Here is a 15,731-nt window from a genome sequence, read left to right as displayed (position 1 = left end):
TTGCTTTCTTCTCTGTAAGAAAAGGGCCCTTCGGGGCCTTTTCTGTTTACCAAACAAAACGATACACATTTACTCTTTTTTCTTTTCCTTCCATAGAGTTATAGTTACGATCACTAAAGTGTCGGTTTTAAAAACGACGTAATTTTTCTCTATAGGACCTCGTGTCCGTTTAGTACGAAACAGATGCAAGCTGAAAAGAAAAACAACGACTCAATCCGCATCCGCGGTGCGCGTCAGAACAACTTAAAAAATGTCAATGTCGACTTCGAACACGGAAAACTCACCGTGGTCACCGGCGTCTCCGGCTCCGGTAAATCGTCTCTGGTTTTCGACACCCTTTACGCCGAAGGCCAACGCCGCTATGTAGAGACGTTCAGCCCCTACGTGCGCCAGTTCATGGACCGCATGGACCGCCCGAAAATCGACAGCATCGAAGGCGTGCCGCCCGCGATCGCTATCGACCAGACCAATCCCGTTCGTACCTCAAGATCAACCGTGGGCACGATGACCGAACTCAACGATCATCTGAAAATGCTCTTTGCACAGGCCGCGAAACTCTACTGCCGAGGCTGCGGAAAAGAAGTGCGCGCGCAAAGCGCTCAGGATATCTGGGAAGAACTTTCGCAGCGCTTGGAAAGCGTCTCGCCCGATGCGCGCCTGTACGTATGCTTTCATATGCCGGTGCCCCCGTCCCTTCCGGTTGAAACCGCTCTTTCCGGTTTAGAGGCTCAGGGTTTCACTCGCTGTACTGTCGTCCGAGAGGACAGGGACGGCGCGCTGATCGAAGTCGTCGCCGACCGTTTTAAGCCCAACGTGACCAAAAGCCGAGCCGTGGAAGCGATTGAAACAGCCATGAGACTCGGGAAAAACGCCCTTGAAATCAAAGTGCAGGTTCTCGGCGCCGAAGAACAAATCTGGAAATTCACCGCTTCTCTCTCCTGCCCTGACTGCGGTATCACATACGCGCGGCCGCATGACTCAACCTTCAGCTTCAATTCTCCGCTCGGCGCCTGCGAAACCTGCCGCGGATTCGGCCGCGTGATCGGTGTCGACTACGGCCTTGTCATACCGGACGAAAGCAAATCACTCGCTGAAGGCGCGGTTAAGCCCTGGAATACCGAGTCTTACGACGAATGCAAACAGGACCTGCTTCGCTATGCGCGCGAACGCAGCCTCGACGTCGAAAAACCCTTCCGAGAACTCACAAAAGAAGAAAAGGATTGGGTTCTTTACGGCGATCCTAAATGGACAAGCTTCCGCTCCAAACGCTGGTACGGAGTTAAACATTTCTTCGAGTGGCTCGAAACCAAAGCCTACAAAATGCACGTCCGAGTTCTGCTTTCTCGCTACAGAAGCTATTCGGACTGCCCGGACTGCCGCGGCGCGCGCCTCAAGCCGGAGGCGCTTCTGTGGCGCTTGGGCACGCTTGAAAACGCCAAGCATGCGAGGCAGTCCGAGAACGGCAGCTACAAGCGCTTCCGACCGAACGGAACACTCTTTTCCGAAGAGGTGCTGGAAAACCTGCCGGGTTTAAATATCCGCGATCTGATGCTGCTGCCGATTGAAAGACTTCAGACTTTCTTTGATGAGCTTGTGCTGCCGCGCGCTCTGCAGGAAGGCTGCGAGCACCTGCTTGAAGAAATCAAAACGCGTCTTCGCTTTTTGAATGAAGTCGGTCTCGGATACTTAAACCTCGATCGACAGAGCCGCACGCTTTCGGGAGGCGAGGTTCAGCGCATTAATCTGACAACCGCGCTCGGCACGTCGCTCGTCAACACGCTCTTCGTACTCGACGAGCCCTCTATCGGTCTGCATCCGAAGGATATGGACCGCGTGAATTCAGTCATGCGCAGACTGAGAAAAGCGGGCAACACACTTGTCGTTGTGGAACATGACCCGCAGGTCATGCTCGCGGCCGACCGCGTCATTGACATGGGACCTGGACCCGGCGCCAAGGGCGGAAAAATCGTCTTTGACGGAACCACGCAGGAGCTGAAAAAATCCCGAACGCTGACCGGTTCATATCTTCGCGGCGAACGACCCTTCCCGCGCTCCAAACACAAACGGATCAATCCGGCTAACCCTGCGCTCGTTCTGCTCGGAGCACGCGAACACAATCTGAAGAATCTGGACATTCGTATTCCGCTGCACTCGATCGTCTGCGTTGCGGGTGTCTCCGGATCCGGCAAGTCCACACTCGTTCAGGACGTGCTCGTCCCTGCACTGATGAAAGCCAAGGGCAAACCTACAGAAGCGCCCGGCGCCTTCGAGAAACTCATCGGGGCGGATCTCATCACTGACATCTCCTTTGTGGATCAGTCGCCTATCGGAAAAACGACGCGAAGCACACCTGCGGTGTTCATGGGCGCATTCGACACCATCCGCAAACTCTTTGCGGCCGCTCCGACCTCGCGTCTGCGTCGTTACGAATCGAGCATGTTCTCTTTCAATTCCGGCACGGGACGCTGTCCGTCCTGCAGCGGAAGCGGTTTCGAACACATCGAGATGCAGTTCCTCTCCGACGTGTACCTGAGCTGCGCAGAGTGCGGCGGCACTCGTTACCGCCGCGAGATCCTTGAAGTCAAACTCAAGCGCAAAGACAAGGAAGCTTCTATTGCGGACGTCCTCGACATGACTGTGGATCAGGCGCTCGACTTCTTCAGCGAAAACAAAGAAATCGTCCGCACCCTGACCCCGTTGGTTAAAGTGGGCTTGAACTATCTCAAACTCGGTCAGCCGATTCCGACGCTCTCCGGCGGAGAAGCCCAGCGGTTAAAGCTCGCCAAGCATCTTGCCGACGCGCTGAAAGGCGAAAGCAAAAATATGCTCTTCGTCTTTGACGAACCGACAACCGGCCTGCATTTTGACGACATTTTCAAACTGATGACCTCTCTGCAGGAGCTGGTGCAGGCAGGACACTCCGTGCTGCTGGTCGAACACAACCTTGACGTGATCAACGCCTCGGACTGGATCATTGAACTCGGTCCCGAGGGCGGAGAAAAGGGAGGAGAAGAACTCTTTGCCGGCTCTCCGAGAGACTTTGAACTAAAAGACACGCCGACCGGCTTGGCCTTGGCCGCGTACAACCGAGCGATCCGCGATAAGCAGCCGTCGCTTTTCTTCACCGATTTCAAACCGGAACCCGTCGCAGAAACCACACCGCCCTCTTCAGACGCGATCACTATCGTAAACGCGAGAGAACACAACCTGAAGAATTTGTCGCTGAGCATTCCGCGGGATAAATTCACCGTGGTCACCGGTGTCTCCGGTTCCGGCAAGTCAACGCTCGCTTTTGATCTGGTCTTCAACGAAGGTCAGCGCCGCTATCTGGAGTCGCTCAACGCCTTTGCCCGTTCTATGGTGCAGCCTGCGGGCGCACCTGACGTGGACGCTATCTACGGCATTCCTCCGACTGTCGCGATCGAACAAAGAACCTCTCGAGGCGGACAAAAATCTACGGTCGCCACAATGACGGAGCTCTACCACTTCCTGCGCCTTCTCTACGTCAAACTCGGCGTTCAGTATTGCCCGGACTGTCATGTCCCGGTGCTGCCTCAGTCCTCGGGAGAAATCTTCTCGTCGCTGATGAGCGATTTCCGCGGAAAAAAAGTTGAGTTCATTGTCCCGCTCATTAAAAACCGCAAGGGTCTTTATAAGGATTTGGCTCAGTGGGCCAGAAACAAAGGCTTTAATGAACTGATTGTCGACGGACAGCGTGTCAGAAGCTCGCCCTTCCCCAAGCTCGATCGCTTTAAAGACCACACCATCGAACTTCCGGTGGGCAAGATCGAAGTGACCGCGGAAAATGAGGCGGACGTTAAACAGCTGATGGACCGCTCACTCGAACTCGGTGACGGAGTTTTTGAGACTTCCGACGGCAGCGCTGTCCGCACCTTCTCTACAAAACTCAGCTGCCCGAGCTGCCGCAAGAGCTTCCCTGCGCTTGATCCGCGCCTCTTCTCCTACAACTCCAAGCTCGGCTGGTGCCCGACATGTATGGGCAACGGATTCAAACCGTTCCAGAACGCGATGTCTGTGGACGAGAACACGGGGGAACTGACCGCCGATTCGATGCAGGAACTCGTCGAATGTCCCGACTGCCGCGGAACACGTCTGAACGCGATCGCAAGGAATGTTTTCTTCGCCGGAAAATCCATCGCGGACGTCAATAAGATGACCATCGAAGAGGCTGAAGAGTACCTCAAGGGAATTAAGCTTCAGGGAAGAGAAGCGAGCATCGCCCGCGACGCCCTTAAAGAAATTCTCTCGCGTCTTTCTTTCCTCAAGGAGGTCGGTCTTTCCTACCTCACCTTGGATCGAGCCGCGCCCACACTCTCAGGCGGTGAAGCGCAGCGAATCCGTCTGGCTTCGCAGCTCGGAACCAACCTTCAGGGCGTGTGCTATGTGCTGGATGAACCAACGATCGGTCTGCATCCGAGAGACAACCAAATTCTTTTGTCCGCGCTGAGCAAACTCACTTCCAAGGGCAACTCGCTTTTGGTGGTCGAGCATGACGTCGACACCATCCGCGCGGCGGATCACGTGATTGATATCGGCCCGGGCGCGGGCGTAAGAGGCGGAAAACTGATCGCTCAGGGTACTGTTGAAGATATCGAAAACGCTCCGGATTCTTTGACCGGCCGCTACCTGAAGAACCCGCTGCAGCACAATGGGAAATCAAGACGCAAAACAACAAAAGCATCGCCGGCAATCCTCCTTAAAGGTGTCAGCGCGCACAACCTCACTGACGTGGAGGCGTCTTTCCCTCTTAATCGTCTGACGGTTCTGACGGGCGTTTCTGGTTCCGGCAAATCCACCCTTGCGCGCGAAGTCCTGCTGACAAACCTGATCAACGCAGTGCATCACAAGAAAGAAGGAGGTGCTCCGCTTGAAGGCTGCACGGAACTTTCCGGCTGGGAATCCGTGGACCGTGTGCTTGAAGTCGATCAGACGCCGATTGGCAAGACCCCGCGTTCGTGTCCGGCGACCTACATTGGTTTCTGGGACGATATCCGCAAGCTTTTTGCAGGAACCGAAGAAGCGAAAGCACGCGGCTATACCGCCTCGCGCTTCTCCTTCAATGTAAAGGGCGGCCGATGCGAAGCCTGTGAAGGACAAGGCGTCATCACACTCGAGATGAACTTCCTGCCGAACGTTAAGGTCCATTGCGATGTCTGCGACTCGATGCGCTTTAACGACGAAACCTTGGAAGTCAAGTGGAAAGGCAAAAGCATCGGGGAAGTTCTGAAGATGGAGGTCGACGAAGCAGTCGAGTTCTTTGCTTCGATTCCCTCGATCCACCATCCGCTCAAGCTGATGCAGGAAGTCGGACTCGGCTATCTGACGCTCGGGCAGCAGTCCTCCACCCTTTCCGGCGGAGAAGCGCAGCGCATTAAGCTTGTCACTGAACTTGCCAAGGTCAAGGATGACGTCCGCAAATCCGGTCGCAAACTGCCTGAGACGGTCTACATTCTGGACGAGCCGACTGTCGGTCTGCATATGGCCGACGTTGACAAATTGATCAAAGTGCTTCATCGTCTGGTCGACGCCGGCAATACCGTCATCGTGATTGAACACAATCTTGATGTGATCGCGGAAGCCGACTGGATTATCGATATGGGACCTGAGGGCGGCTCCGGCGGCGGTACCGTGGTTTACAGCGGAACGCCGGGCCGCATGTGCAGAGCCAAGACCCATACCGCGGAGGCGTTAAGGAAATTTCTTGAGGAAACCCGCCCAAAAAGCGCACGTTAAAGCCTGAAATTTTTCCTCCACCTCCCACTATAGGCGCTTGAAAGGGAGCATCAAAATCCCTCTTTCTATAATCACACCCATCAGCGGCGAGTTGATTCGCCGCAGGGAGTGTGGAGGTAGCAGTGAGCGAAAAGTATGAAAAGGGGACACTGCGCATTTTGCGCTATGTCTACAATCAGATGGAAAGATGCAGAAATGCAGACTTTGACGCGCTGGGCATTACCTCCTCTCAGGCAAGCGTGATGATGTACCTGTTTAAGAATCGGAAGCTTGAGGTGACCCAGCAGAACGTGCAGGCAGCCCTCAAGCTGTCCCACCCGACCATCACAGGACTCATGCAGCGTCTGGAGGCAAAAGGATTTATCAGCCGCTCAACCAATCCCAACGACTGCCGACGCAAATGCGTCACGCTGACGGATAAGGGATGCGAGATTGAACGGAGCCTAAAGACCAACACAAAAGGTATGGAAGACAGAGCGCTTGTCGGCCTTTCCGGCGATGAAATAAAGACATTCGAAAGATGCCTTTGTACGATCGCCGAAAACTTGAAAAAAGAAGAGGAAAACATTTCTACCCAGCGGCTCATTAGGGAAATGAAGCATCGAACACAAAGAACCCGATAACAAAAAACTCGAACCCATATAAAAAAGGTTCGAGTTTTTTATTGGCGGCTCCGCCGCTCTTTTTTATCTACGTCCTGCGCTCTACAAACCACATCGCGGCCCCCGCGCAGCTCAGCATCAGTATTGAAGGCATCATCGCTGAAAGCACCGACGGGACACTGTCAAGCACACTCATAAACGCAAACAGGTTATTAAGCGCATAGTAGAAAATACCAATCATAATGCCGCCGAAAATCTTAATCGCCATGCCTCCCGAACGCGCGTTCTGATAGGCAAACGGCATCGATAAGGCCAGCATGACCAGAATTGCCAGCGGATAAAAAGCTTTCGACCAAAAAGCGGTATCAAAGCGTTTATAGGTCTGTCCGTTATCTTTCAGGTACTCAATGTAGTGATGAAGCTCCTGAAGCGACATGTCCTCGGGCTTGATCATAAGAAGACCAAAAATATTGCCGTCAAGGCTCTTGCCCCAGACCATCTCCTTCATGGCCTTCATTGTGACCGCCGCGTCGGTCTGTGCTCTCGAATCCTTCGGAATGGTCGGAACCGCTTCCTGCGTCACATCGTGCAGTATCCAGCCCTTTTCTTCGGAATAAGTTCCACTCTTTGCCGTAATGATGGAACCGAGGTGATTCGGTTTATCAAAAACGTATATGACCCAATCGTAAGCGGCTTCTCCGGGTTTAAGCCTCTTAACATTCACGAAGCTGACCTGAGAGGCGCGCCCCTGCTCATTTCTCTGAACGTCACGCACCCAAATACCGGAATCCAATTCCTTTCCTGTAAAATCCGAACCGCTGACATCCAGTTTCAGCTCCTTGGCAAGGCGCTGCGCCGGCGGAGCGACCATATTTCCAAGTAGATAAGCAAAGATGACCAGCACAATTCCGGGCGCGAGCAGCATCCCGAAAAACTTCCACGGACCGATGCCGGAAACTCGAAGCACCGTGAACTGACTTGTTTGCGCAAATCGAGCCAGCGTAAAGATCGCACCGAGCATGACCGCGATCGGCAGGACTTCATAGCAGCGCGACGGAAGAATAAGCCCGGTCATGATGAAGGCCTGAAGCAGCGAGTATGTCGTCCCGATGTCGCCTGACTGTCCGATCAGATCAAAGAAGGCAAAGAGCGCGACCAGCGTCAGAAGAACAAAAAGCGAGTTCTTCATGATCTGCTTAAATACCATTCGAGAGATGATGGTCATTTTTTATCCTTCTTTTCAGCCCGTTTCGCCGCCGCGACACGAAAAGGCTTCGTTAAAAAGCCCCAAATCCTTGCATCAAAATGACCGACATTCAGCGTCATCAGACGATAGAAAAGATAAGCCGACAATAACGCCACCGGAACATTCATATAGAGCATCGCCGAGTAAATACCGACCTTGCCCTGAGTGATCCATGTCTGGAAAATAGACAGTCCGTTCAGATAAAGAATAAAGATTAAAACCGCCGCCGTCTGACCGTAGTACTTTAGCGACCGCGGATTGTTGTATGAGAGCGGAATACCAAGAATCGCCAAATTCAAAGCGATGAGCGGCCAGGACAGACGCCAGAAAATTTCGGCAGGCGCCTTTCTGTTTTTGCTTTCCAAAAGCTCCTTAAACGGCATCGCGTTCACGCGGGCGCTGCTGACCTGAGACGTGGGAGAGCTGTCGAGCCGAACTTCATATTCGCCAAAATCGGATACCGACGCACCCAGCCCGCTCGGATCCGTTTCATACTTTCGGCCGTCCTGCAGAATAACGTAGCGATCGCCGTTCGGTTTAGTCTCCAGATGGCCTTTCTTGGAAGTCAGCACCGAACGTGAACCGTCTTTTTTTAACTCCACCAAAAGAAGCGTTTCGACGTTCCCGCGCTCCTGATCCACCTGCTCCAGAAAGAATACCTGACGCCCGCTCTTAGCTTCAATAAAGCGGCCGGAAGAGAGTTTCGTCACGTCTTCTTTCTGAGCAAAACGGTCACGGTAGGACTGAATCTGACTGCGCGACCACGGCGAAATCACAATCGAGCAGGCCGCGACAAGAAATACAATCGGAATCGTGAATTTCAGCACAGGCCGAATCCATGAGGCAAGACTTAAGCCGCCCGCTGAGAACCAGACAAACATTTCACTGTCGCGCCAATAACGATTCAGCGTCATCAGCACTGCCAGGAAAAGCGCCAGGGAAATCAGCGCCGGAAGGTTGACCAGGGACGTGTAGGCAACAACCTCCAAAATAGATCCGGTGTCATAGCGGCCGCCCGCCGTTTGGTTTAGGATTCGCACCAAACCAATGGTCACGACGATGGAGAACAGCACTGTAAACGCGCCGCCCGCCGTATTGGATAACTCTGAGGTAAGTGCCTTTCTATAAATCATCGCCAGCTTCGGTAATCTAAGCGCACCTTAAAGGTCCGCAAGATCGCTAGTTTATCAATTATTGATTTGTTCAGTAAATCCTCAGCATCAATCAAAGCAAATTAAATTCTTCGCTCCTCAACTGCGTGACAGGCAACTTCGGCCGTCGAGCCGTGCGAATCGATGAACTTCATCTGCGGAACTTCCCTTTTACAGCGCTCCGTCGCATAAGGACAGCGCGGGTGGAAGGCGCATCCGCTCGGCGGTTTGAGCGGATTGGGAACCTCTCCCGCCACAGGCGTGCGCTTCTTATGCATCTGTGTCATGTCGGGAATCGCTTCCAGCAGCATCCGCGTATACGGATGTCTCGGTTCCGTAAACAATGTCCGCTTATCAGTAAGTTCAACCAGGCGCCCGAGATACATGACGCCCACGCGATCGCTGATGTGATGCACAACGGAAAGGTTATGCGAAATAAAGAGATACGTCAGGCCGACCTCCCGCTGCAGATTCTGCATCAGATTTAATACCTGAGCCTGTACCGAAACATCCAGTGCCGAGGTCGGCTCATCACAAACCAAAAACTCCGGATGAATTGCAATCGCTCGAGCGATTGATATTCTCTGGCGCTGACCTCCGGAAAACTGGTGCGGATACTTCGCCTTATCTTCCTTCGACAGATTCACAAGATGCAGCACCGAGTTCACACGATCGTCAATTTCCTTTGCATTTCGCATCAGTTTTTGCGCGCGGATCGGTTCGGCCACAATTTTCCCGACGTTCCATCTCGGGTTGAGACTTGCATAAGGGTCTTGGAAAATCATCTGAATTTTCCCTTTTGCAAGTTTTTCATCCTCTCCCTTCGAGTTAAAGAGATCTTTGCCGTCAATAACCACAGAGCCCTCCGTCGGCTTATAAAGTCCGACCAGCATTCGGGCGGTGGTTGATTTTCCGCATCCGGACTCACCCACAAGCGCCAGAGTCTCTCCGCGGCGAATATCAAACGAAACTCCGTCCACTGCCTTCAGAGTCGCTTTAGGCTTGCGCTCAATAAGCCGAGCCAGCAAAGACGGCGAAGCGTCAAAATATTTTTTTAAATTTCGAACGCTTACCAGAACAGACTGGGAAGCTTTGACATGCTCATTCATCATCTCGGCATATCCTCAGGCGCATGAATCGTAAAGGGCTCCGGCGGGAATACAGGAACATCCGCCTTTACTTCACCGGCTTTCCAGCATGCGCACAAATGGTTGGTTTCTCCGACAAGATTGGGTCGTTCACGAACACATTTCTCGTCTGCGATCGGGCATCTCGGATGGAACGGACATCCCTTCGGAACTTTCGAAAGTCTCGGCATGGAGCCGGGAATCTGCTGGAGGGTGTCTCTTTGGTCGCTGATGCGCGGAATCGCATTCATCAAGCCGATGGTGTAAGGATGGCGCGCTTGCCGAACCATTTCTTCGACCGGCCCGATTTCGACGAGCGTTCCGGCGTACATAACCGCAACACGGTCTGCAGTCTCCGCTATCACGCCCATATCATGCGTGACCAGCATCACGGCCGTTCCGTTTCCGACGCACAGTTTTTTCAGAAGCTCGATGATCTGAGCCTGCACCGAGACGTCGAGCGCGGTCGTCGGTTCGTCCGCGATAATCAGCTTCGGATCCGCCGAAAGCGCCAAAGCAATCACGACTCGCTGACGCATACCGCCCGAGAACTGATGCGGATAATTGTCAATTCTTCTTTCAGGTGCCGGAACACCGGTCTGTGCAAGCAGCGAGATCGCTTTTTCCCGTGCCTGCTGTTCGGAAAGATTGGAATGAACCCGAATCGTCTCAATCATTTGATCTCCGATCGTAAAAAGAGGATTCAGGCTCGTCAGCGGATCTTGGAAGATCGCACCGATTGAAGCGCCGCGAATTTTTTCTTTCTCGGACTCCTTCAGATTATCGATTCGGCGTCCGTTTAAAAGAATCTCTCCGCCGGCCACATGAGCCGGAGCCCCCAGCAGACCGATAACCGAGTTGCCGACCATCGACTTTCCGGCACCCGATTCGCCCACAACGCCCAGCACTTCTCCCGGATAGATCTCAAAACTGACCTTATCCAGGGCTATGAGTTTCTCACGCCTCGTCGGGATCTCTACGACAAGATTTTTAACTTCTAAAAGCGGTTCTTGTTTTGTCATATTCCGCTCCTACTGCAGTTTCGGGTTCAGTGCATCACGCAGCCAATCGCCAAGCAGATTGATCGTGAGCACAAAAAGGATCAGAGCCACGCCGGGAAAGATCGCGAGCCACCACTCTCCTGAAAAGAGAAATTCATTTCCGACTCGGATCAGCGTTCCTAAAGACGGCGTTGTCGGCGGAACGCCAACGCCGAGAAACGAAAGTGTCGCCTCGGTAATGATCGCGGTCGCAACCTGAACAGTCGCCAAAACCAAAACCGGTCCCATCACATTGGGCAGAATATGCGTAAACATGATTCTCATGGAACTTACGCCAAAAAGCTGAGCGGCCTGAACATAATCCCGCTTCTTTTCCGTCAGTGTCGCGCCTCGAACCGTTCTTGCATAACGCACCCATCCGGAAAGAGAAATCGCAAAAATCAGAACCCCATAAGCGGCCTGATCATGAACGCTTTCAGGAAGAATCGCTCGGATGACGCCGTCAATGAGAAGCGCAAGCAGAATCGCGGGAAAACTCAGCATCACGTCGCAGAAGCGCATGATGAACGTATCGGTCATACCGCCCGCATATCCGGAAATGAGCCCCAGCGACACGCCGATCACAATGGAAATCAATACCGAAGAAAGGCCGATTTCAAGAGATACGCGCAATCCGTACAGGATGGCTGAAAACATATCTCGGCCCTGATCATCCGTGCCCAAAACAAATTTCCAGTTTCCTCCTTCCATCCATGCCGGCGGCAAGAAGTGTTGCCGCAAGCGGTGTGACATCGTCGTTGTAATCAAAATAAGGGTTATGCGCCGGAGCCCCGCCCTGACCGATGCGAATGTAGGCGCCCGGAACCTTCTCGAGCATGAATGCAAAATCTTCTCCGCCGGCCATCCGAGGATAGCTGCGGTCGACATTTTCTTCGCCCACTAAATCAGCAGCGATATCAGCCAGAATCTTGGCCTGAGCAGGCGTATTAATGACCGGAGGATAGAAGCGTTCATACTTTGTCTGAGCTTCACAGCCGAGACCCGCGGCGATGCAGGCGCTGATTTCACCGATTCTCTTTTCTACCAAGTCTCTTACTTCAGGTGAGAAGGTTCTGGCGGTTCCGACAATCTGGCAGGTTTCCGGACAAACGCTCTGCGCTCTCGGGTCTCCCGCCTGGAGCGAGCAGCATGAAACCACAGCGGTTTCCAGCGGATCAACCTCTCTGGAAACAATACTCTGCAGAGCCACAATCACATGAGCGGAAGCAAGCACCGGATCATGATTCATCTGAGGACGCGAAGCATGACCGCCTTTGCCCTTAACCGTAATCGTAAAGGCGTCTGCGGCGGCCTGCATCGCTCCGTAGTTCAGTGCGATCTTTCCGGGCTCCAGCGCTGATGAGTTGTGCAGCGCATAGACTTCAGCAACAGGGAAGCGATCAAACAATCCGTCATCGATCATATGTTTTGCACCAGACCAGCCTTCCTCCCCCGGCTGGAAAATCAGGACGACTTCTCCCGGAAAATCACGGGTTTCCGCGAGATATTTCGCGGCGCCCAGCAGTACCGCAGCGTGACCGTCATGTCCGCAGGCGTGCATACAGCCGCCGATCTGTGAGACATGATCGTGAGAAGAAAGTTCCGCCAAGGGGAGCGCGTCAATATCTGCTCTGAGACCTACTCTCAGGGAGCCGGGACGAGCGCCTCTGACAACACCGACAACACCGCAGCCGCCGATACCCTCATGAACTTCATCGACACCAAAACTGCGAAGCAGCGATGCAATTTTGCCGCTGGTCTGAGGCGTCACCAATCCGATTTCCGGATTCTTATGGAAGTCACGACGAATGTCTCTAAGCGTTTGCGCATATTCCTTAATCTGAGGAAAAGCGTTTTTATTGAAATCAAAAGATCGGGCTGACATAAAGATTCCTTAATCGGCCTTCAGTCTCGGATCTACCAAGAAATAAAGAAGGTCGACAATTAAATTGATCACAACAAATATGAGCGAGATGAGGCACAGATAAGCTGCCATCACCGGAATATCCGCAAACTGAACCGCCTGAATAAAAAGCAGTCCCATTCCCGGCCACTGAAAAACCGTTTCAGTCACAATCGAGAATGCGATGATCCCGCCCAGCTGAAGTCCGGTAATAGTGATGACCGGAAGGAGCGTATTCTTCAGCGCATGTTTATAAAAGATTTTAGATTTTGGTATTCCTCGGGCGTGCGCAAATCGGATGAAGTCTGATCGAAGCGTTTCGAGCATTTCACTTCTCACCAGACGCATAACCAGAGCGATTTGAAATATCGCAAGCGTCGCCGCGGGCAGAATGATGTGTTTTAATCCGTCTGCCGTCAACAGACCGGTCGTCCATTTGCCAAATGCGACAATCTCACCTCTTCCGTAAGAAGGGAGCCAGCCCAGCCAAACGGAAAAAACCAATATCAGCAGAATACCGATAAAGAAGGTCGGTAAAGAAATCCCCAGAAGCGACAATCCCATCAGCCATTTGGCGATCATGGAGTCTTTATGGAGCGCGACAAACACGCCCAAAGGAATACCGATCAGCGTCGCAACAAAGGCGGAGAAAAATGCCAATTCAAGCGTTGCCGGCATTTTCTCTGCGAGAAGCTGAGCCACCGGTGCGCCTTGCCGCAGCGAAGTACCGAACTCGCCGTGAAGCGCATTTACAACAAACGTCCCGTACTGTTTCCACAGCGGTTCATCCAAGCCGAGACTCTGCCTCAGAGCAATCCTATCCGCCTCAGTCGCTTCCTGACCGAGCATTTGGGTAACCGGATCTCCGATAAATTGAAAAAGCAGGAATGCGATCAGCGTTACGACAAGCATAACGATGACGGCTTGGAGCAGACGTTTCAATACGAAAGTTAACATCTACTTTTTTCCAAGGTTGACGCCGGAGACAGTGCTCCGGCAAAAGCGGCAATTTTACTTGACAGTGACCTTATCAAGCTCTAGGCGATTATCCGCACGCATCGGTGTATCAATGTTCTTTTTCATTGCCCAGTTAATGATCTGGGTATGCAGCGGAAGCTGGTAAACATTATGGTTCACCATCAGCAGAGCCTGCTCGATTAAAGCGTTTCGCCTTGTCGGCTCTGTTTCTGCCTTGATCTGTTCAATCAAAGCGTCCAGCTTGGGATCAGAGACTCGGCCGATATTGGAAAGCCCGTTGCCTTTCTGCACGTCGACTGTTTCGACCAGGGACTGGAGCGGGAAAAGCGCATCCTGAGTTGTTGCACCCCAGCCAACCATACCGGCTGAACTGTCAAACTTCAGCACTTTCGGGAAATAGTTCGCCCGAGGCATCGTATTAACGTTAACCTTGACACCGATTTTTGCCCACATGGCAGCAAGCGCCTTTGCGATTGCTTCGTCATTGACCCAGCGGTTATTCGGTGCATCCAGCGTGAATTCAAATCCGTTGGGATAGCCTGCTTCTGCGAGGAGTTTTTTTGCGGCAGCGGGATCATACGGCAGTCTTTCCGCCGCTTTTTCCGTCCATCCGTTTGTCTCGGACGAAATAATTGTGCCGTTGGGAATCGACATACCCCTCATGACAGTTCTCTTGAGGGTGTTCACATCAATTGCCTGATAAAGGGCTTTTCTAACGCGAATGTCTTTAAAGGGATTCTTAGTTGATTTTTTCCCGTCAATGAGAATATACGGCGACTCATCGCGCATCTGATCCAGAGAAATCATCAGAACGCGAAGCTCAGGACCTTCTTCAACCTTCAAGTCCTGATTTCTTTTCAGGCGGACAACGTCCTGCGTCGCAGGATCAAGCACGAGGTCAATTTCGCCCGATAAAAGTGCGGCCATACGCGTTGCAGCTGATTTAATCGGCGTGTAGACAGCCTCTGTCACATTGCCAACTTTATTTGCCTTATTCCACCAGTCCGGATTTTCAATAAAAACAGTCTTGATATCGACTTCTCGAGTCTGCAGTTTGAACGGTCCTGTTCCGTTTTCGTGTTTTGCCGCATAAGATTCTTCTTTACCGACAAAGTTCTGCGGTGCTGTGGCACCGTGTTTTTCAGCCCAGGCTTTATTCAAAATTCGAAGATTGGTCAGCTGAGTCATCAGCACCGGAGAATGAGTGTTCGTTTTTACGAGAACCTCTCCGTTAGGCAATTCTTCAGCGCCCAAAATACCGGCGGTATAAGTTCTAAATTGAGAGATAGGGTGAAGCGCTCTGTTAATAGAAAAGACGACATCGGCAGGAGTCAGCGTCTCGCCTTCATGGAATTTGACGCCCTGACGGATCTTAAACACATAGCCTTCAGGAACGGATCTCCAGCTTTCGGCAAGACAGGGAACGATTTTCCCCTTGGAGAGTTCCACAAGCGGCTCGTACACGTACGAGTTGGCTGAATTATTAAGATTTTCGTTCTGAGCGTGCGGATCAAAAGTTAATATGTCCCCTTGACTTGCCCATTTGAAAGAGGCTGCATAAGCGCCAGAAGAAATACCGATACCCAAGGCCGCGCAGGCCATTGCAACTGCAACTAAACGACGCATATCTATCTCCTATAAAAATTAACGGTATGCCATAACTTTTATATCATGCAAAAACCGAAATTTATCGAAGGAGAGAGAAAAAATTACTACCCGAAAAAACACTCATTGGATCGGTACAGCCTCGAAACTGTGCACGGAAGTAAAAAAATAACAATTTGATCTGTATAAATTTATTACCCCTTCACGCGGACAAAATAAAACCTCTCACCGCATTCGCAGCAAGAGGCTTTAAGAATGGAGAGCCCGGAGACTACCTACTTTCGCAAGAAATACAACTCACTATCATCGGCGTGGAGGCGTTTCA

The 15,731-nt window shown here is 52.3% G+C and carries 9 protein-coding genes and 1 pseudogene; 2 read left to right on the top strand and 8 right to left on the bottom strand.

The features are described from left to right. Positions 1 to 183 precede the first annotated feature (183 nt). Positions 184 to 5,754 carry an excinuclease ABC subunit UvrA gene (gene uvrA, locus E5987_RS02765; RefSeq protein WP_160334563.1) on the top strand — a complete coding sequence of 1,857 codons (5,571 nt, stop codon included), beginning with the start codon at positions 184 to 186 and terminating at the stop codon, positions 5,752 to 5,754. Between the two features lie 122 nt (positions 5,755 to 5,876). Beyond that, on the top strand, positions 5,877 to 6,377 hold the full coding sequence (locus E5987_RS02760) for a MarR family winged helix-turn-helix transcriptional regulator (protein WP_251452956.1): 501 nt from the start codon (positions 5,877 to 5,879) through the stop codon (positions 6,375 to 6,377). Between the two features lie 67 nt (positions 6,378 to 6,444). On the opposite strand, the gene lptG is transcribed toward E5987_RS02760, so the two are convergent. From lptG to E5987_RS02720, 8 genes and pseudogenes are all read right to left on the bottom strand, one after another. Then, positions 6,445 to 7,581 (bottom strand): LPS export ABC transporter permease LptG, encoded by a 1,137-nt coding sequence (gene lptG / locus E5987_RS02755; RefSeq protein WP_160334562.1) that lies wholly within the window; start codon positions 7,579 to 7,581, stop codon positions 6,445 to 6,447. Next, entirely contained in the window at positions 7,578 to 8,735 is a 1,158-nt protein-coding gene (lptF, locus tag E5987_RS02750) for an LPS export ABC transporter permease LptF (RefSeq protein ID WP_160334561.1), read from the bottom strand. The genes lptG and lptF overlap by 4 nt, the downstream gene beginning before the upstream one ends. A gap of 101 nt (positions 8,736 to 8,836) precedes the next feature. After that, positions 8,837 to 9,865, bottom strand: coding sequence for an ABC transporter ATP-binding protein (locus E5987_RS02745; RefSeq protein ID WP_160334560.1), 1,029 nt, complete (start codon positions 9,863 to 9,865; stop codon positions 8,837 to 8,839). Beyond that, on the bottom strand, positions 9,862 to 10,902 hold the full coding sequence (locus E5987_RS02740) for an ABC transporter ATP-binding protein (protein WP_160334559.1): 1,041 nt from the start codon (positions 10,900 to 10,902) through the stop codon (positions 9,862 to 9,864). The genes E5987_RS02745 and E5987_RS02740 overlap by 4 nt, the downstream gene beginning before the upstream one ends. A 9-nt stretch (positions 10,903 to 10,911) precedes the next feature. Continuing rightward, positions 10,912 to 11,646: pseudogene (locus E5987_RS02735) on the bottom strand (ABC transporter permease); the annotation flags it as partial. Next, on the bottom strand, positions 11,591 to 12,805 hold the full coding sequence (locus E5987_RS02730) for an amidohydrolase (RefSeq protein ID WP_160334557.1): 1,215 nt from the start codon (positions 12,803 to 12,805) through the stop codon (positions 11,591 to 11,593). The gene E5987_RS02730 and the pseudogene E5987_RS02735, both read right to left, overlap by 56 nt. Positions 12,806 to 12,814: 9 nt before the next feature. After that, the gene (locus E5987_RS02725) at positions 12,815 to 13,780 is read right to left on the bottom strand and encodes an ABC transporter permease (RefSeq protein WP_160334556.1); all 966 of its coding nucleotides are present in this window, start codon (positions 13,778 to 13,780) and stop codon (positions 12,815 to 12,817) included. A gap of 54 nt (positions 13,781 to 13,834) precedes the next feature. Then, positions 13,835 to 15,427 (bottom strand): ABC transporter substrate-binding protein, encoded by a 1,593-nt coding sequence (locus tag E5987_RS02720; RefSeq protein ID WP_160334555.1) that lies wholly within the window; start codon positions 15,425 to 15,427, stop codon positions 13,835 to 13,837. Positions 15,428 to 15,731: the final 304 nt, after the last annotated feature.

Source organism: Parasutterella muris (assembly GCF_009767915.1).
GTDB classification, from domain to species: Bacteria; Pseudomonadota; Gammaproteobacteria; order Burkholderiales; family Burkholderiaceae_F; genus Parasutterella; species Parasutterella muris.
This window is presented reverse-complemented; position numbering and strand designations above follow the sequence as displayed.